At 45.6% G+C, this 19,273-nt stretch carries 16 protein-coding genes; 14 read left to right on the top strand and 2 right to left on the bottom strand.

The window, feature by feature from the left end; all coding sequences use genetic code 11:
• Window positions 1-110: 110 nt before the first annotated feature.
• The 7 genes from RHEIN_RS18130 to RHEIN_RS18160 all read left to right on the top strand — a co-directional run bounded on the left by RHEIN_RS18130 (window position 111) and on the right by RHEIN_RS18160 (window position 8,944).
• Complete coding sequence (locus RHEIN_RS18130) at window positions 111-2,399, top strand: ABC transporter permease subunit (protein ID WP_008900434.1); 2,289 nt, start codon at window positions 111-113, stop codon at window positions 2,397-2,399.
• Window positions 2,400-2,414: 15 nt separating this feature from the next.
• Window positions 2,415-4,094, top strand: a complete 1,680-nt coding sequence (gene pstA, locus RHEIN_RS18135; RefSeq protein WP_008900435.1) for a phosphate ABC transporter permease PstA — start codon at window positions 2,415-2,417, stop codon at window positions 4,092-4,094.
• A gap of 68 nt (window positions 4,095-4,162) precedes the next feature.
• On the top strand, window positions 4,163-4,975 hold the full coding sequence (pstB, locus tag RHEIN_RS18140; RefSeq protein ID WP_008900436.1) for a phosphate ABC transporter ATP-binding protein PstB: 813 nt from the start codon (window positions 4,163-4,165) through the stop codon (window positions 4,973-4,975).
• A 27-nt stretch (window positions 4,976-5,002) separates the two neighbouring features.
• On the top strand, window positions 5,003-5,713 hold the full coding sequence (gene phoU / locus RHEIN_RS18145) for a phosphate signaling complex protein PhoU (RefSeq protein ID WP_008900437.1): 711 nt from the start codon (window positions 5,003-5,005) through the stop codon (window positions 5,711-5,713).
• Window positions 5,714-5,868: 155 nt separating this feature from the next.
• Window positions 5,869-6,543: a TIGR00153 family protein gene (locus RHEIN_RS18150; RefSeq protein WP_008900438.1), complete on the top strand. Its 675-nt coding sequence runs from the start codon at window positions 5,869-5,871 to the stop codon at window positions 6,541-6,543.
• 19 nt (window positions 6,544-6,562) lie between these two features.
• Entirely contained in the window at window positions 6,563-7,831 is a 1,269-nt protein-coding gene (locus RHEIN_RS18155; protein ID WP_008900439.1) for an inorganic phosphate transporter, read from the top strand.
• 201 nt (window positions 7,832-8,032) lie between these two features.
• Entirely contained in the window at window positions 8,033-8,944 is a 912-nt protein-coding gene (locus RHEIN_RS18160) for a hydrogen peroxide-inducible genes activator (RefSeq protein ID WP_008900440.1), read from the top strand.
• A gap of 3 nt (window positions 8,945-8,947) precedes the next feature.
• Here RHEIN_RS18160 and RHEIN_RS18165 read toward each other — a convergent pair whose 3' ends face one another.
• Window positions 8,948-9,700 (bottom strand): transporter substrate-binding domain-containing protein, encoded by a 753-nt coding sequence (locus RHEIN_RS18165; RefSeq protein WP_008900441.1) that lies wholly within the window; start codon window positions 9,698-9,700, stop codon window positions 8,948-8,950.
• 187 nt (window positions 9,701-9,887) lie between these two features.
• On the opposite strand from RHEIN_RS18165, the gene queA reads away from it, so the two are divergent.
• The 6 genes from queA to RHEIN_RS18195 all read left to right on the top strand — a co-directional run bounded on the left by queA (window position 9,888) and on the right by RHEIN_RS18195 (window position 17,415).
• Entirely contained in the window at window positions 9,888-10,922 is a 1,035-nt protein-coding gene (gene queA, locus RHEIN_RS18170; RefSeq protein ID WP_008900442.1) for a tRNA preQ1(34) S-adenosylmethionine ribosyltransferase-isomerase QueA, read from the top strand.
• A gap of 229 nt (window positions 10,923-11,151) precedes the next feature.
• The gene (gene tgt, locus RHEIN_RS18175; protein WP_008900443.1) at window positions 11,152-12,285 is read left to right on the top strand and encodes a tRNA guanosine(34) transglycosylase Tgt; all 1,134 of its coding nucleotides are present in this window, start codon (window positions 11,152-11,154) and stop codon (window positions 12,283-12,285) included.
• A gap of 54 nt (window positions 12,286-12,339) precedes the next feature.
• Window positions 12,340-12,678, top strand: coding sequence for a preprotein translocase subunit YajC (gene yajC / locus RHEIN_RS18180; protein ID WP_008900444.1), 339 nt, complete (start codon window positions 12,340-12,342; stop codon window positions 12,676-12,678).
• Window positions 12,679-12,690: 12 nt separating this feature from the next.
• Window positions 12,691-14,541 (top strand): protein translocase subunit SecD, encoded by a 1,851-nt coding sequence (gene secD, locus RHEIN_RS18185; protein ID WP_008900445.1) that lies wholly within the window; start codon window positions 12,691-12,693, stop codon window positions 14,539-14,541.
• A 9-nt stretch (window positions 14,542-14,550) separates the two neighbouring features.
• Window positions 14,551-15,492: a protein translocase subunit SecF gene (gene secF, locus RHEIN_RS18190; RefSeq protein WP_008900446.1), complete on the top strand. Its 942-nt coding sequence runs from the start codon at window positions 14,551-14,553 to the stop codon at window positions 15,490-15,492.
• Between the two features lie 681 nt (window positions 15,493-16,173).
• Window positions 16,174-17,415, top strand: coding sequence for a malic enzyme-like NAD(P)-binding protein (locus tag RHEIN_RS18195; protein ID WP_008900447.1), 1,242 nt, complete (start codon window positions 16,174-16,176; stop codon window positions 17,413-17,415).
• A gap of 40 nt (window positions 17,416-17,455) precedes the next feature.
• Here the strand turns inward: RHEIN_RS18195 and metJ are convergent, their stop codons facing one another.
• Entirely contained in the window at window positions 17,456-17,791 is a 336-nt protein-coding gene (metJ, locus tag RHEIN_RS18200; protein ID WP_008900448.1) for a met regulon transcriptional regulator MetJ, read from the bottom strand.
• A 211-nt stretch (window positions 17,792-18,002) separates the two neighbouring features.
• Between metJ and metB the strand changes: the two genes are divergently transcribed.
• Window positions 18,003-19,271 carry a cystathionine gamma-synthase gene (gene metB / locus RHEIN_RS18205; protein ID WP_008900449.1) on the top strand — a complete coding sequence of 423 codons (1,269 nt, stop codon included), beginning with the start codon at window positions 18,003-18,005 and terminating at the stop codon, window positions 19,269-19,271.
• The last annotated feature ends 2 nt before the right edge of the window (window positions 19,272-19,273 follow it).

The raw sequence follows: 19,273 nt of genomic DNA on the forward strand, positions 1-19,273 counted from the left end.
CTCGGATTCGTTTGTGTCATTTATATGACAAAAAGCCACTCTGTAATATTTCCGTCATAAAACTCTACTATAGTTGCCTGCATCTAAAAGTAACTGGTGGTATAGCAACTATGCACTCAACCCATCCAAGTCAGCAGTCAGCCGGTGATTCGCCGCGTTCCTTACTGCCAACTGGTGAACGTCGTGCCCGTTTACGGCGCTGGCGCTCTGTTAAAGATAAAATCTCCAAATATGGTATCAGCTTTGCCGGCATCAGTGTGGTGCTGGCTTTTGCCACTATATTTGTTTATCTGTTTTCTGAAGTGGGGCCTTTGTTCTCCTCAGCCTCAGTGGATCAGAAAACCAGCTATCAAAGTCCTGCTACAGAACCTCTGTATAGCAATATAGAGCGTTATGGTGAGATAGGCTTAACTGTGACAGCAGATGCAAAGCTGCAGTTTTTTAACGCGGACACAGGTGAGCTGACACAACAAGTGCAATTGGCTTTACCCGCTGATGTCACAGTCACTACCTTTGCTAAAGCTGACCCTCGCACCGGCACTATCATTCTGGGTTTATCCAACGGTCAGGCACTGATTGCCAAGCATGAATATCTGTTGAGTTATCCAAACGATAAACGTCAGGTGAATCCTAAAGTCAGTTATCCTTTAGGTGAAGCTCCGGTACAGGTTGATGCTCAAGGTCAGGCTTTAGTGGCTATAGCCATACAGGAAAAAGACGAAAACCGGATGTTGAGCGCTTATACGGCTGATGGTCGTTTAGTGTTGTCAAATATGGTGGCAGAAACTGTGTTCCTGACCGGCGAAACTACAGTGGTACGCACCGATTACACTTTACCTGACGCACCAGCTTCAGCCAGCAGAATTCTGATCGACAATACTTTTCAGAATTTGTTTGTTGCCGATAAAGCAGGGCAAATCCATTATTACGCCATCAATAACCCGGAGCAGGCGCGTTTAGTCCAAAGCGTCAATGCGGTGAAATCAGGTGAACAGATCACCGCCATTGAGTTTTTGGTCGGTACTGTGTCTTTGATTGTGGGCTCATCCAAGGGTGAATTAACCCAGTGGTTTTTAGTGCGTGACCAACACAATAACTTTGACTTAAAACAAATTCGTGATTTTGAGCAGCACCCTGGTGCTATTACTCAGATCGTTGCTGAATATTCCCGTAAAGGTTTTATGGCCATAGATGACAAAGGTCATCTGGGCATTCATTACGGCACTTCAGCACGCACTTTGTTTTTAGATGCCTTTGATGATGAGCTGATGGCAAAACAAATTGCTATTTCCCCTATCAATACCAATTTCCTGTTGCTGGACAACAAAGGTCAGATGCATAAGTTTGATTTGGAAAATGCTCATCCGGACGTGTCTTACAGAGCGCTTTGGAATGAAGTCTGGTACGAAGGCCGTGATGAAGCCAAATACATTTGGCAAGCTTCTGCCGGTTCAGATGAATTTGAAGCCAAAATGAGCATGGTGCCTTTAGCTTTAGGTACTTTAAAAGCCGCATTTTTTGCCATGTTGTTTGCTACCCCTCTGGCCATCATGAGCGCTATTTATGTCGCTTACTTCATGACGCCTGTACTGCGTGGCAAAGTGAAACCTACCATCGAAATTATGGCGGCCTTGCCAACAGTTATTCTTGGCTTCTTAGCAGGTTTATGGCTGGCGCCTTTTGTAGAAGAGTATTTAAGCGCTGTGTTCGCCATTCTGATCCTGATGCCATTTATGATGCTCGCTGCAGCTTACTTATGGCGTTATATGCCTGAATCTATTCGCAATCGTTTTGGTTTAGGTTGGGAAGCCGCGTTTTTAGTGCCTGTGATTATTCTGTTTGGTTATTTGGCGGTCAGTGCCAGCCCTGTTATCGACAACGCTTTTTTTGATGGCAGTTTACGCCAGTGGTTTACCGACAATGGCATTAACTACGACCAGCGTAATGCGTTGATTGTGGGTATAGCCATGGGCTTTGCTGTTATTCCAAATATCTTCTCTATTGCTGAAGATGCCATTTTTAACGTGCCTCGCCATTTAACTCAGGGTTCTTTAGCTTTGGGCGCGACACCATGGCAAACCATGGTTGGTGTGGTATTGCCAACAGCCAGTCCAGGTGTTTTTGCTGCAGTGATGGTGGGTTTTGGCCGCGCTGTGGGTGAAACCATGATAGTGCTGATGGCCACGGGTAACAGCCCGGTAGTGAACTTTAATATCTTCGAAGGTATGCGTACTTTATCCGCCAATATAGCGGTGGAGTTACCTGAGACAGCCGTTGGCAGCACCCACTTCCGTGTGTTGTTCCTTGCTGCTTTGGTGTTGTTTGTCTTTACCTTTGTATTTAATACCCTCGCCGAAGTGATACGGCAGCGTTTACGTCAACGCTTCAGCAATCTGTAATTAAGGGGCACTTTGATGAAATCTTTATTTGGCGTAAGAGCCTGGTTCAGATCGGGGACTCCCTGGATTTGGTTAAACGCTGGAGCCATTGCTTTGTGTCTGGTGATGGTGATAGGTGTGTTGGGGTTGATTGTCGTACGTGGCGGCAGTCACTTCTGGCCAGCGGATTTACAGCAGACTGAATGGTCTCCTGAATCCGGTCAGAAAAAAGTGATTATGGGTGAACTGGTTCGTGCCGAAACAGTGTCTGCTGTGATGTTGCGTGAGTCAGGTGCTACAGTGCCTGCAGAGCTGGAAGCTGTCACCCGTTATCTGGTCAAAGTAGGTAACCGCGATCTGTATGGCCGGGATTTCTCCTGGTATATGGATTATGAAATCACCGGATGGACAGCTCCAGAAGGCGCTATTGCGCTGGAGCGTCGTGAGCGTGGTAATTTTTATGGTTTCCCGCTTAAGCTGAACGAAGGCGATACCCTGATCGCTGAAGGCGACGCTATGTGGCCTGAGTTGTTAAAACGGGTTGAACGCGCTAACGGTATTTTTCAACAGATGAAAGATATCGAAAAAAATGACATCAGCCGCATCAATAACCAGATTGAGAAGTTACGTTTAACCGAACGTCGTCTGGTTCTGGATAAGGTGTCTGATGCTGAAATGGCTGAATTCAAAGCTCAGGCTGAAGCAGAAAACAAAGTTCTGAACGATGAATATGCGGTGATCCAACAAAAACTGGATCAACTGCGTGCAGAATCAAATCGTGACAACTTAGTGGCACGTTCTGCAGAAGGCCGTGAAGTAACCATTTCACTGGCAAATATCGTTAAGGCTTTTGCGCCAAACGATATGTCGGTCTGGCAAAAAACCAGACATTACTTTAGTGGCATTGGCACTTTCCTGACGGAAGAGCCACGGGAAGCCAATACCGAAGGCGGTATATTCCCTGCTATTTTTGGTACTGTCACTATGGTCATACTGATGGCTATTATAGTGACGCCTTTTGGGGTGCTGGCAGCCATTTATCTGCGTGAATACGCAAAACAAGGGCCACTGCTGAAAATCATCCGGATTTCGGTCTATAACCTGGCTGGTGTACCTTCTATTGTGTACGGTGTTTTTGGTTTAGGTTTCTTTGTGTACATTATGGGCGGCAGCATCGATCAGCTGTTTTACCCTGAAGCTTTACCAAGCCCGACTTTTGGTACTCCGGGTTTATTCTGGGCGTCTTTGACCCTGGCATTGTTGACTCTGCCTGTCGTCATTGTATCGACAGAAGAGGGTTTATCCCGTATTCCAAGTACTATTCGTATGGGTAGTCTGGCCTTAGGTGCGACCAAATCTGAAACTTTATGGAAAGTGGTGGTGCCGCTGGCCACTCCGGCTATGATGACGGGATTAATTTTAGCTGTAGCCCGTGCTGCAGGTGAAGTAGCACCTCTGATGCTGGTAGGTGTAGTGAAACTGGCGCCTACTTTACCTATAGATGGCAATTTCCCGTTTATTCATTTAGACCAGAAGATCATGCACTTGGGTTTCCACGTCTTTGATGTGGGTTTCCAGAGTCCGAACGTTGAAGCTTCGCGTCCATTGCTCTATGCCACAGCACTGGTGCTGGTGTTATTGATTGTGGTGCTGAATATGGCGGCTATATATATGCGTAACCGATTACGTGAAAAATACCGCAGCGATACAGATTAGATAGCAGCAGGCCTGCGTGGCAGGCCTTTGGTCACAAGCTCACAGAATTTCATAGAATGGTAACGAAGATGAATCAAGATAAATTAACTGCTCCACCGGTAGAAAACGAATTGAAACTGTCGGATGAAAAAATCAAACTTCAGGTCAATGATCTGAAGCTCTATTATGCAGATTCGCTGGCACTAAAAAGCGTCAATATGACGATCCCGGAAAAACGCGTCACGGCTTTTATCGGCCCTTCAGGTTGTGGTAAATCCACCTTGTTGCGCTGTTTTAACCGGATGAACGATTTAGTGGATATCTGCCGTATTGAAGGGCAGATTTTAATGGATGGTCAGAATATCTATGATCCGAAAATTGACGTGGCTGAGTTACGCCGTCAGGTCGGTATGGTATTCCAGAAACCTAACCCATTCCCAAAAAGCATTTATGAAAACGTGGCTTATGGCCTGCGTCTGCAAGGCGTTAAAGATAAACGTATTCTGGATGAAGTGGTCGAAACTTCATTAAAAGGCGCAGCTTTGTGGAACGAAGTGAAAGACCGTTTGCATGACAATGCCTTTGGTTTATCTGGTGGTCAGCAACAACGTTTGGTCATAGCTCGGGCTATTGCGATTGAACCTGAAGTGTTATTGCTCGATGAGCCGGCTTCAGCTTTGGATCCAATTTCTACGCTGAAAATTGAAGAACTGATTTATGAGCTCAAAGATAAATACACTATCGTGATTGTTACCCACAATATGCAGCAGGCAGCCCGTGTATCCGACTATACTGCATTTATGTATATGGGTGATTTAATTGAGTTTGATGCCACCAATAAGATGTTTACCAATCCATCGCAGCAACAAACTGAAGATTACATCACAGGCCGTTTTGGTTAACGGATTAGCCCCCACGAGGAGAGAGCGATGGACAAAATGAATTTAACGAAGCACATTTCCAGCCAGTTTAATGAAGAAATTGAGCAGGTTCGCAACCATGTGATGGCAATGGGTGGCTTAATTGAACAACAACTGGCGGATGCGCTGAATGCTATTGCCAGCAGTGATGCCGATTTAGCTCGTCAGGTGATCGCCAATGATGTGAAAGTAAACGACTGGGAAATTAAAATTGACCATGAATGCACCCGTATCATTGCCAAACGCCAGCCAGCAGCCAGCGATTTACGCCTGATTATGGCTATTATCAAAACCATTTCTGACTTAGAGCGTATTGGTGATGAAGCCGAACGTATCGCTAAAGTTGCATTGGAGTCTTTTAACAGTGCACAGCAGGATTTGCTGGTAAATCTGGATAATATGGGCCGCCATGTCGCTCAGATGCTGCACGATGTATTGGACGCTTTTGCCCGTATGGACGTGGAAGCCGCTTTAGCAGTGCACCGCGAAGACAAAAAAGTAGACCGTGAATACGAAGCCATCACCCGTCAATTAATGACCTACATGATGGAAGACCCACGTTCTATTCCTAAGATCATGAATGTATTGTGGTCTGCCCGTTCTATGGAACGTATTGGCGACCGTTGTAAAAACGTGGCTGAATACATCGTCTTCCTGGTCAAAGGCAAAGACGTGCGCCACAGTGATGAAGAAAAATTAGAGCAAGAAGCCCGCAGTTAAAAAATTTCAGCATTTAGTTGTCATAAAAGCCTGATAAAACCTATGTTTTATCAGGCTTTTTACACTCTGGCCTTTTCAGGCGTTTTTATTACACTTTGATTGCAGTACAATGCGCGCCGACTTTCGTCAACTCAACAACAAGAGGCACACTCATTATGCCAAATCACTTTTTGGCGGTTTTCGCAAAATCCCCCATCAAACCATTGGAAGAACATATCAAAAAGGTTTTTGATGCCAGCCTGTTGCTGCTGCCATTTTTTGATGCAGTGTTTTTGAAGGATTGGGATAAAGCGGCTGAAGTTCGCAAATCTATTGTGACGTTGGAAAAGGATGCCGACAATTTAAAACGTGATATACGCGTGCATTTGCCACGTGGGCTGTTTTTACCTGTGGAACGAACGGATTTATTAGAGCTGGTTTCGCAGCAGGATAAAATTGCCAACAAAGCCAAAGATATCACGGGCCGTGTTTTAGGTCGTGAGCTGGAAATTCCTGTTCCTATACAGGTGGAGTTTAAAGCCTATTTACAGCGTTGTATCGATGCTGTCGAACTGGCATGTGAAGCAATCAATGAACTGGACGAGCTGTTGGAAACTGGTTTTCGTGGCCGCGAAGTCGATTTAGTGATCAAAATGGTCGAACGTATCGATGAAATCGAGCATGATACCGACCAATTGCAGATCAGTTTACGTAAATTTGTGCGTAAAGCTGAAGCCGAAATGAATCCGGTTGATGTGATGTTCCTGTACCGCACTCTTGAGTGGGTTGGCGATTTAGCTGACTGTGCTTTGAAAGTAGGTTCACGTCTTGAAATCATGTTGGCTCGATAATTTTTAAGGTAATTCACAGATGGATATTTTAACTACGTACGGCTATACGCTGATTATCGTAGCCGCAGTATTTGGCTTTATTATGGCTTATGGTGTAGGTGCCAATGATGTGGCAAACGCCATGGGTACTTCAGTAGGATCCAAAGCTTTAACTGTTAAACAAGCAATTTTTATTGCTGCTATTTTTGAATTTGCCGGCGCTTATTTAGCGGGCGGTTCTGTAACTTCTACCATTCGCAGTGGCATCGTTGACCCTATTCACTTTGCTTCAGCGCCTGAACTGATGGTATTTGGCATGATTGCAGCCTTGTTGGCTGCTGGTACCTGGTTGCTGGTTGCTTCTTATTATGGCTGGCCTGTGTCCACGACTCACTCTATTGTTGGTGCCATTATCGGTTTTGCCGCTGTAGGTGTGGGTGTAGATGCGGTGGAGTGGGGGAAAGTAGGTGGCATAGTTGGCAGTTGGGTCGTGACTCCTGTGCTGGCTGGTATTCTGGCCTACTTAATTTTTATGAGTGCCCAGCGTTTAATTTTTGATACTGATAATCCGCTGGCTAACGCTAAAAAATATGTGCCTTTTTATATGGCTTTTGCAGCGCTGATGATGGCTTTGGTGACTGTGACTAAAGGTTTAACTCATGTGGGCTTAGACCTGAGCACAGAACAAAACCTGATGATAGCCGGTAGTATCGCTGTGGTTGTGGGTATTGTGGGTAAAATTGCGATTAGCCGGGTGCATATAGACCCAATGGCCGATAAAGAAATGCATTTTACCAACGTTGAAAAAATCTTCGGTATTCTGATGATCACTACAGCCTGCTGTATGGCTTTTGCTCACGGTTCTAACGATGTAGCGAATGCCATTGGACCTTTGGCTGCTGTGGTCAGCGTGATCCAGTCGGGTGGTGAAGTGGTAGGTAAAGCCAAACTGGACTGGTGGATTTTACCTCTAGGTGCTGTGGGTATTGTGATTGGTTTAGCCACTTTAGGCGCTAAAGTGATTAAAACTATAGGCACTGCGATTACGCATTTGACCCCAAGCCGTGGTTTTGCGGCTGAAATGTCTGCTGCGACCACTGTAGTTATAGCTTCTGGTACTGGCTTACCCATCTCTACCACTCAAACTCTGGTTGGTGCTGTATTAGGTGTAGGTTTAGCCCGGGGTATTGCCGCTCTGAATTTAGGTGTAGTACGTAATATCTTTATTTCATGGGTAGTGACTTTACCTGTGGGTGCTGGTTTAGCCATCGTATTTTTCTATATTATCAAAGCTATTTTTAGCGTCTGATCCCTGCTGTTGTGTGATAAAAAATCCTGGCTTTTGCCGGGATTTTTTTATTCGTAAAACTCTGTTGCAGCGCACTTAAACATTGTCAGGCTATACTTCGCAGCTTCTGGGGTTCTGTCGCAAATTAATAGCTTGTCGCTTTGCTTTTTAATTTTATTCGATTAAATTGGTTTTAATTGAGGTTAATCATCGGAATAAAAGATGAAACGTGTGCCCAGTATTAAACAGTTGCAATACCTGCTTGCTTTGCATGAACACCAGCATTTTGGTCGTGCTGCTGAAGCTTGTTACATAGGTCAGTCCACCTTAAGTGCCGCCATCGCCAACTTAGAAGAAACCATGAACGCGCAGTTGCTGGAGCGCGATCATAAAACCTTTATTTTTACCCCTTTGGGTGAAGATGTGGTGCGCCAGGCCCGTTATATAGTGGAACAGTGTGAAGAGCTGACAGAATTTGCTAAATGTCAGGGTAAGCCGATGGCGGGTCCTTTGCGTTTAGGTTGTATTCCTACCATTGCGCCTTTTGTATTAAGTGAAGTGATGGCGCTGTCGCGTGAACGTTTTCCTGAGCTGCAATTGTTGCTGCGGGAAGACACCACTGAAAACTCGTTACAGTCGTTGATTGAAGGGCGATTAGACTTAGTCTTACTGGCTTTACCTTATGACACTGGTACTTTGCATACCGAAGTGCTGGCACAAGACCCTTTTAAGCTGGTATTGCATAAGGACTGGCTGGACCGTGGTTTTCAGCAAGACATCAGCCAGTGGCCGGATGAAAGTATTTTTCTGCTGGAGCGCGAGCATTGTATGACAGGCCATGCAGTAAAAGCCTGCGAGCTGGATGACAACCGTAAAGTAAATCCGTTTTTTGCTACCAGCCTGCACACCTTAAGTCAGATGGTCAATAACAAACTGGGTGTGACTTTTATGCCGCAGATGGCGATTAACAGCGGTTTGTTGCGTGGCACTGAGCTGGTGGCGCAGAAACCAAGCTCTGGTCAGGCGTACCGTGATATTGGCGTAGCCTGGCGTCCTACGTCCAGCAAACTACGCAGTTATCGCCAGATGACGCAGTTAATATCTGAAGTGTTACAGCAAAAATGCGGTGATTAAAACCTAATGCAGATTGGGCAAGGTCAGTTGGGGATAGGTTTGATAAAACTGCTTCAGCTGACCTGTTTTGTATAACGAAAGAAAGCGCTTATCCCACAAGGCTTTAAATAAACGGCCTGATTCATTGTCAGCAAAAGCCAGATAAATAGGATCACGCAGCATCTCCTGATAACGCAAAGGTTGCAGCTGTACAGCTCCTTCTCCTTTTAAGTACTGATGTAATTCACTTTTTTCCGCCAGATAAATATCAACCCTGCGATTTTTAACCAGCTCCAGACCTTGTTTTATATCCAGTACCTCATAGCCTTTTTCCGGCAGGCCTAATACCAGATGTAAGTCGTACGCTAAATCCCAGGCTAGTTTATGCTGTTTCAGCAGTTCCAGTTGTGGCGGTGCCGTATGGGTAGGATCGTAAATAGCAACTATTAAATCAAAATCAAAGGGGTGGGCAGACAGCAGTAATCCTTGATGCTCATTGCCTGACTCATAGGCGGATAAGCCTGGTACCATATGGTGTTTACCTTGCTGCACCAGATGGATAGCGCGGCCAAAGTTACTGAAATGCCACACCAGTTCTGTCTGATCTTTTGGGTAAATCAGCTGAAACAAATCTGCATAAGCACCAGTACCATCGGCATTCGTGAAACCTGGCCAGACAGGGGTACTGATCTGAAGCTGTGATTGTGCTTTTTGCTCCGCAACGGCGGATTGCACTATGAAAAAGCAAAACAAAAGTACAGTAAGGCGATACATCATGCGGTTTTGTCCTTGAGCTTTTCCAAAGCTTAGCTGAAATTTTGCTCATTGCTGTTGTGGCGAAAAATAGCTTGTATTGAAAAAAACATCTTTGTAGACTGCCGCCGCGCTGCAACAGTGCATCGCGTCAGGTGTCGGCATCAATGCCGGTTTGATACAGTTTGTCGGTAAAGCGGACTTATAAATTATGCAAGTTAAAGATTTTTCCTTTGAGCTGCCAGAGCAGCTGATCGCACGTTTTCCTAAAGCAGAACGTTCCAGCAGTCGTTTATTAAAAATGCAGCGCCAGACTGGTGAGTTATCCCACCTGGTGTTCACTGATTTGCCCGGACAACTTAATAGCGGCGATTTATTGGTATTTAATAATACCAGGGTGATCCCAGCCCGCTTATTTGGTCAAAAAGAATCAGGTGGCAAAGTAGAAATTCTGGTGGAGCGGGTGCTCGATACTCAGCGCTTTTTGGCGCATGTTCGCGCCAGTAAAGCCCCAAAGCCAGAGAGCATTATTCTGGTCGATGACAACACCCAACTTAAAATGCTGCAGCGCCACGATACCTTGTTTGAGCTGGAGCTGTTAGGGGAAGAGCCTGTATTGACTATGTTAGACCGGCTGGGCCATATGCCGTTGCCACCTTACATAGACAGACCCGACAGCGACGAAGATAAGCAGCGTTATCAGACTGTCTATAACCAGAAACCCGGTGCTGTAGCTGCACCAACAGCGGGTTTGCATTTTGATGAGCCTTTATTGGCGGCATTAAAAGCCAAAGGCATAGAGTTCGCTTATGTCACTTTGCATGTTGGGGCTGGTACTTTTCAGCCGGTGCGGGTGGATAATGTGCTGGATCACCAGATGCATGCTGAATACATTGAAGTCGATCAGGCCGTAGTGGATGCCATTCATGCCTGTAAAGCGCGTGGTAACAGAGTGGTGGCTGTGGGGACTACATCGGTTCGTTCGCTGGAATCTGCTGCTCAAATCGCATTACAACAAGGCAAAGACTTACAGCCTTATAGCGGCGACACTAAAATATTTATCTACCCGGGTTACCAGTTTCAGGTGATTGATGGCTTAGTCACTAACTTCCATTTGCCAGAATCCACATTGATTATGCTGGTCAGTGCTTTTAGTCAAAAAGACTATGTAATGCAGGCCTATCAAACCGCGATAGAGCAGGAGTATCGTTTTTATTCCTATGGCGATGCGATGCTGCTCCTGTAAATTTTCCTTAATCGATCGTAGGGGCGGGTCTTGTACCCGCCGGTCTATTGATACCGCGATGTTCATCGACGGGCCGGGACAGGCCGCGGCCACTACAAATTGTTGTCTCTGCAGTGCTTGCGGGCACGAAAGGCCATACCGCTTTAAAGGTGGGGTTTGGCCTTTTGTTCTGCTACAATCGGGCGCGAAAAAAGCCGGACTGTTTTTCTGGCAGAGACTGAGGTAGAACGTGAAATTTGAATTATTAAAAACCGACGGTAAAGCCCGTCGTGGCCGCCTTGTATTCGAGCGCGGCATTGTTGAAACTCCTGCATTTATGCCTGTGGGCACTTATGGCACAGTCAAAGGCATGACGCCTGAAGAACTGGAAGCCACAGGTGCACAAATCTGCTTAGGCAATACCTTCCACTTAATGCTGCGTCCTGGCACTGAAATCATCAAAAAACACGGTGATTTGCATGACTTTATGCACTGGCACAAACCTATTTTGACTGACTCTGGTGGTTTTCAGGTGTTCAGTTTGGGCGAGCTGCGCAAAATTAAAGAAGAAGGTGTGACTTTCCGTTCGCCTTTGAACGGCGAAAAAATCCTGTTAACTCCTGAGCGCTCTATGCAGGTGCAACGCGATTTGGGCTCAGACATAGTGATGATTTTTGACGAATGTACGCCGTATCCAGCTACAGAGCAGCAAGCGAAAAAATCGATGGAAATGTCTCTGCGCTGGGCTAAACGCAGCAAAGACGAACACGGTGATAATCCGTCAGCTTTGTTTGGTATTATTCAGGGCGGTATGTACCCTGAACTGCGTGACATCTCCTTGCAAGGTCTTGAAGAGATTGGTTTTGATGGTTATGCCATTGGTGGTTTGTCTGTGGGTGAACCCAAAGAGGATATGATTAAAATCCTCAACCACACCACAGGTCAGATGCCACAGCACAAACCACGTTATTTAATGGGTGTGGGTAAACCTGAAGACATAGTGGAAGCGGTGCGCCGTGGTATAGATATGTTTGACTGTGTGATGCCAACCCGTAATGCCCGTAATGGCCATTTGTTTGTCAGCACTGGTGTAATTAAGATCCGCAATGCCAAGCACAAGGACGATCCCTCTACTTTAGATGCAGAATGTGATTGCTACACTTGTAAAAATTATTCTCGGTCATATCTACATCATCTGGACAGATGCAATGAGATTTTGGGTGCGCGCTTGAATACCATCCACAATCTGCATCATTACCAGAAGTTAATGCAAGCTTTGCGCGCAGCTATTGCTGAACAAAAGCTGGAAGAATTTGTGGCTGAGTTTTACCAGAAAAGGGGCATGGATGTGCCGCCGCTGGAAACAAGCCTTTTAGAACAATAAGATTTCATTTTTTAATTTTTAACACTTTTAATTTAAAACTTTAGGGGACATGTGATGAGTTTATTTATTTCCAATGCATACGCCAACGCTCCAGCTACAGCACCTGCAGGTGGTGGCTGGGATTTACTGATTATGTTAGCGGCATTCGGTTTGATCTTTTATTTCCTGATCTACCGCCCGCAAGCTAAACGTGTAAAAGAGCATAAAAACCTGATGTCTGCGTTAGGCAAAGGCGATGAAGTCTTAACTCAAGGCGGTTTAGTGGGGCGTATTGCAAAAATTGCTGACGATAAAGATTTTGTTGCTATCGCGTTAAACGAGACCACTGAAGTCACAGTGCAGAAATCTGCTATCGCTGCCGTACTGCCGAAAGGCACGATGAAATCACTGTAAAAGGATTTTAATGTGTTAAACCAGAATTCCATCTGGCGGTACTTAGTGGTGATCATCGTCATGGGCGTCAGCATGCTGTACGCCCTGCCGAATTTATATCCTAATGACCCGTCGATACAAATCAATGCAAGCCGTGGTGCTGATGTTACTCAGCAAACCGTGGATGAATTGCAAAAAGCTTTTACTGAACAAGGGTTAACACCTAAGTCAGCTGTATTGGAAAAAGGCCAGGTGCTGGTTCGCTTTTTAAACACAGAAGATCAGTTAAAAGCGCGTGAAGTTGCGAATAAGACGTTAGGCGACAACTTCGTGACTGCATTAAATCTGGCTCCGGCTACACCAGCCTGGCTGGATGCTATAGGTGCGGCTCCAATGAAGTTGGGTCTGGACTTACGTGGTGGTGTTCACTTCCTGATGGAAGTGGATATGAAAACCGCGATGGAAAAAAACGTCAACGATTTAGTGCTGGTGTACCGTACTGATCTGCGTGAAGCCAAAGTTCGTTACCGCGCTGTGACTGCTGATGTGCCTAATTTAAAGGTCAATCTGAGTTTCCGCACCGCTGATGATTTAGCTGCGGCTAAAACCTTGTTAAGCAGCAAAGACCGCGACATGACTTTTACTGAAACTGACGATCTGACTTTGGTTGCCGGTTTTAGTGAACTCAAAGTAAAAGCATTACGTGAAGATGCTGTAGCGCAGAACATCACTATTATCCGCAACCGTGTCAATGCTATTGGTGTGGCTGAACCTTTAGTGCAACGTCAGGGCGCTGAACGTATTGTGGTTCAATTACCAGGTGTACAGGACACAGCTCGCGCCAAAGAAATTTTAGGTGCAACTGCCACTCTTGAATTCCGTATGGTGGATGAAGCCGGCGATTTACAAAGTGCGATAGAAGGCCGGGTGCCACCTAATGCACAGTTGTATAACGACCGTGAAGGTCGCCCTGTGTTGTTGCAAAAACGTGTGATGCTGACAGGCAACCATATTATTGGTGCCAACAGCAGCTTCGATGAATACAGCCGTCCTCAGGTCAATATTGATCTGGATGCCAAAGGTGGCAATACCTTCTCGCAAGCGACCAAAGAAGCTATTGGTAAGTCGATGGCTACTGTATTTATTGAATACAAACCTACCGACAAAAAAGATGCTCAGGGCCGCACTATTCTTGAGAAAAAAGAAGAAGTGATTAACGTGGCCACTATTCAGGCGCGTTTAGGTCGCAGTTTCCGTATCACAGGTGTAGATAGTCCGGCTGAAGCACAAAACCTGGCCTTGTTATTACGTGCCGGTGCTTTGATAGCTCCTATTCAGATTGTCGAAGAACGTACTATAGGCCCAAGCCTGGGTCAGGAAAACATTGAGCTGGGTACCAACGCTATTATGGTGGGTATGTTGCTGACTGTGATCTTTATTGCCTTCTACTACAAGTGGGTAGGGGTGGTCGCTAACCTGGCATTAGCCAGCAACGTGGTACTGTTGATTGGTGTTTTGTCTATGGTGCCTGGCGCTACTCTGACCTTGCCGGGTATGGCTGGTATCTTATTAACCATAGGTATGGCTATTGACGCCAACGTACTGATTAACGAGCGTATTCGTGAAGAACTGGCCAATGGTCGTTCCGTACAGCAGGCTATTCATGAAGGTTATAACAGAGCTTTTGCTACCATTACCGACTCCAACATTACCACTTTCTTAGTGGCGATTATTCTGTTTGGTTTAGGTTCTGGCCCGGTCAAAGGTTTTGCCGTGACTTTAGCCATAGGTATTATCACCTCTATCTTTACTGCTGTGACCGTATCCAGATTGTTTGTCAATCTGATCTGGGGTGGCCGTAAAGTTGAAAAATTACCTATATAAGGAATTATGATGAAGTTTCTTGATTTTAAAGAACCGCTTAACTTTATGCGCTTCAAATCGCCAGCCATCATATTTTCTTTGTTGCTGGTACTGGGGTCTCTGTTCAGTATTTTCACCAAAGGTATTAACTTTGGTCTGGATTTTACCGGCGGTATAGTGGTTGAAGCTGGTTTTGAGCAGCAAGCCGACCTGCCAAAAATCCGTACGGCTTTGGCTGCAGATGGTTTCCCTGATGCAGTAGTGCAGTATTTTGGCACCTCGACTGAAGTGATGATCCGCATTGCGCCACGCGCTGATGTTGAACAGGCTGTGGTGGGTGAGCAGATTATTGAGTCTATTCAAAAAGTGGAAAAAGGCGAAGTCACCAAGCGTCGCGTTGAACAGGTGAGTGCTTCAGTAGGTGACGAGCTGAAAGATGACGGTATGTTGGCTTTATTAGCCTCTTTTATCGGCATCATGATGTATGTGGCCTTTCGCTTTGAATGGCGTTATTCAGTAGGCTCTGTAGTGGCGTTAATTCACGACGTCATCATCACTGTAGGTATGTTTTCTATCACAGGTATGGAGTTCGATTTAACTGTATTGGCGGCCTTGTTAGCGCTGGTTGGTTATTCAATCAACGACACCATAGTGGTATTTGACCGTATCCGTGAAATGTTCCGTAAACTGCGTGAAGCCACAGTCGAAGAAACAGTGAATGAAGCAATCACTTCCACATTGAGCCGCACCACTATTACCTCTGGTACCACGGCCTTGTCCTTAGTGGCGCTGTTTTACTTAGGCGGCCCGCTGTTACATGGGTTTGCTGCGGCCTTGTTATTTGGTATTGCCATTGGTACTTATTCTTCGATTTACGTAGCAAGTTCTGTTGCTGTGTTGTTAGGCGCATGCCGTGAAGATTTGTTACCAGAAGTGATTGAAAAAGAAGGTGAGAATACTCCTTCGCTTTAATGACGGGATTATAGCTGCTAAGAAAGGCCGGTTTCCGGCCTTTCTTTTTTGAAACAGAAATAAAGATTTATTCTGCATAAATTGTTTGCTTATTATTTGCTCGCCTTCTTGATTATCCTTTTGATTTTATTGGATTTATCTAACAGACTTTCTCCTTGCTTGCATGGCTAAGCAGTTTTTCATCAAAACTATCCGGTTAAAGATGGCGTAAAACTGCATGCTTTATCATTTTGCCCTTATCTGGTCAGATCAGTTTTATTTTAGCGCTTGGCGCACTGGATAAAACTTGTTATAAAAGACGTGTAGAGCTCCACTGTTGAAGTTTTCGGCAGTCTGAGCCGGACAGGTTTACCCTACAAAAAAGCCTGACGGAACAGTGAAAACATCGGAATGAGTTCTGCTAATCAGTGACTGTACCCAAAGTAATTGGAGTTGCAGGGAGGCGACAAGTGCGTGAGACCCCAGGAGCATAGTAGTCCTATGTGACTAGGGCGAGGGCGCGTAAGTAACAAAGCTGCGGCTTCAAGTACGAAGGGGATGCACTGGTACGATCTGAAAATTAGTGGTTCTAAAGGGCTGACTTGCTCTTTAGAATGAGCCACCTTTTGGGTTGCACCACAGCTCATGGCAAATAGAAGATAACAGCCCACAGGGCATACTTACTCATGGAACCTCTTACCTATGTCAGACTTTCGAGAACAGGCGCTTAAGTATCACGCCGAGCCTAAACCAGGCAAAATCAGTATTGAAATCAGTAAACCAGCTGAAACAGTCAGAGATCTCGCTTTGGCTTACAGCCCGGGTGTGGCTGAGCCTGTGCGTGAAATAGCGAATAACATTGATGATGTCTACAAGTACACAGGCAAAGGCAATCTGGTCGCTGTGATCAGCAACGGCACAGCTATATTGGGTTTAGGTAACCTCGGTCCTATGGCTTCTAAACCAGTGATGGAAGGTAAAGCTCTGCTGTTTAAGCGTTTTGCCGGCTTAGACTCCATCGACATTGAAGTGACACACCGTACTACTGAAGAGTTTATCGATACTGTGGCTAATATAGCCGATACCTTTGGTGGCATTAACCTTGAAGATATTAAATCGCCTGAGTGTTTTGAGATTGAAAAAGAGCTGATCAGACGTTGCAATATTCCGGTGTTTCATGATGACCAACACGGTACAGCCATAGTCACAGCCGCAGGTTTACTGAACGCTTTGGAAATTCAGGGCAAAGACATTAGTAAAGTAGTGATCGTTTGTTTAGGTGCCGGTGCAGCAGCTATTGCCTGTATGGAGCTGTTGATCAAATGTGGTGCTAAGCGTGAACATATTTATATGCTCGATACCAAAGGTGTGATCCACACCCGCCGTAACGATTTAAACAAATACAAAGAGCTGTTTGCCAATAACACGGACAAACGCACACTGGAAGAAGCAATGGAAGGCGCCGATGTATTTGTTGGCGTGTCAGGACCAGATGCTCTGCCAGCAGAAGCCTTAAAGCTAATGGCCGATAAACCTGTCATTTTTGCCTGCTCTAACCCGGATCCGGAAATTAAGCCTGAACTGGCGCATGCCCAGCGTAGCGACTTAATTATGGCGACAGGACGCTCTGATTATCCGAATCAGGTGAATAACGTATTGTGTTTCCCTTTCATTTTCCGTGGTGCTTTGGATGTTCGTGCCAAAGTGATTAACGATGAAATGAAACTGGCTGCAGTGCAGGCTATTCGCTCTATTGCGAAAGAGCCGGTATCGCAGGCTGTGTTAACAGCTGCTCAGGTAGATTCACTGGAGTTTGGTGCGGACTATATTATTCCAAAGCCAATGGACCCACGTTTATTATCCCGCGTTGCCCGCGCAGTGGCTGAAGCGGCTGTGGCATCAGGAGTGGCACGTTTGCCTATGCCTGAAAATTATATGCAGTGATGAGTTGGGGCCAGAGTCAGAACTCAGGCCCCAGTTTTATTTATTCTTCGTCAGAATCCGCTTCCTGGATCACAGGAATTGGCTTACCCATACTGGTTAAAATGTTACGCACTTCCACTGGAATTTGATGTGGATTGTCTTTGCGTAAATCTTCATCTGCAGGCAAAGGCTGGCCAGTGAAGGCATGCAAAAAAGCTTCGCACAATAATTCGCTGTTGGTGGCATGGCGCAGGTTATTCACCTGACGGCGGGTTCTTTCATCTGTTAACACTTTTAATACGTTCAACGGGATAGAGACTGTAATCTTTTTCACCTGTTCGGACTTCTTTCCGTGTTCCGCATAAGGGTGAACATACTCACCATTCCACTTTGCCATAGGGATACCTTGATTGAATTTAGTTATATGGTCTGTTGACCTTTGCTACGTTGTCGCGCACGTACACGTAATTAAACGAAATTTTACTTCTTTATACTCCCGAGTACAAACACTGTGCAAGATTTAATCGTACAGACGTCTAAATGTTTTGACTTCTTAGTTTTGGCGGGTATACTTTTAGACGTCTAAACATCTAAATTTGAGGTTTTTTATGAGCAAACAACACTCAGCCACAGTAGCTGCCCGCGCCGGAATAGCGCAGGACTCTGCTTATGGTGCTGTTACGCCACCTTTGTATTTAACCTCAACTTATGAATTAAAAGCCTTTAAGCAGCCGGGAAAATACGATTATTCACGCTCGAATAACCCAACACGGGATTTATTAGGTGATGCCCTGGCAGAGCTGGAAGGTGGTGCTAAAGGTTTAATTACCGGCACTGGCATGTCAGCCTGTTTATTGGCGCTGCAATTGATTGGCCCGGAAGATACCTTAGTGATCCCCCATGATTGTTATGGTGGCAGCTACCGTTTATTCCTGAATTTAGCCTCTCGTAAAAAAGCCTTTCAACTGGTGGTCGTCAATTTCCAGCAAGCTGACTGGGCAGAACAAATTAAAGCGGCCAAACCAAAAATGATTTGGGTGGAAACCCCAAGTAATCCGCTTTTACAAATTACCGATGTGAGAGCTACGGCTGAACTGGCAAAAACACTAAATGCGATTCTGGTGGTGGATAACACCTTCTTATCACCGGCTTTGCAAAACCCTATAGCTCTGGGCGCTGATATAGTGGTTCATTCCACTACTAAGTTTATTAATGGCCATAGCGACATTGTAGGTGGAGCTTTAATCACCAAAGACGCTGCCGTAGGTGATGAACTGAAATGGTGGGCTAATTGTTTAGGCGTAACAGGTGGTGCTTTTGACGCCTACCAGACTTTACGTGGCCTGCGTACTTTATTGCCCCGTATTAAGCAACATCAGCACAATGCAGAGCTGGTGGTCGATTATCTGCAAAAACAGCCGCTGGTTGGCCGTATTTATTACCCAGGCTTAAAAGATCATCCTGGTCATGCCATTGCCAAAGCCCAGCAACACGGCTTTGGTTCCATGCTGAGTTTTGATCTGGCCGCCGATGAAGCCTATTTAGCTGTATTTTTTGAAGCCCTGCAGTGTTTCACTTTGGCTCAGTCTTTAGGTGGTATCGAAAGCTTAATTTGCCACCCTGGCTCTATGACTCACGCCTCTTTAGATGCCGTCACACAAAAAGCGGCAGGCATAGGCCCAACCTTAATTCGTTTATCTGTGGGTATTGAAGATATTCAGGATTTGATAGCCGATCTGGCTCAGGCTTTTGCTGCGGTCGATGCAGCTATAAAGCAAAACAACCCAACAGCAGAAGTTCAGTCAGAGCCAGCAACAGCAGCGACAACTGAACAGCAACAATTCAGATTAAATCCGGCACTTAGTGTTTTATGGTGAAT

Source organism: Rheinheimera sp. A13L (genome assembly GCF_000217935.1).
Lineage (GTDB): Bacteria > Pseudomonadota > Gammaproteobacteria > Enterobacterales > Alteromonadaceae > Pararheinheimera.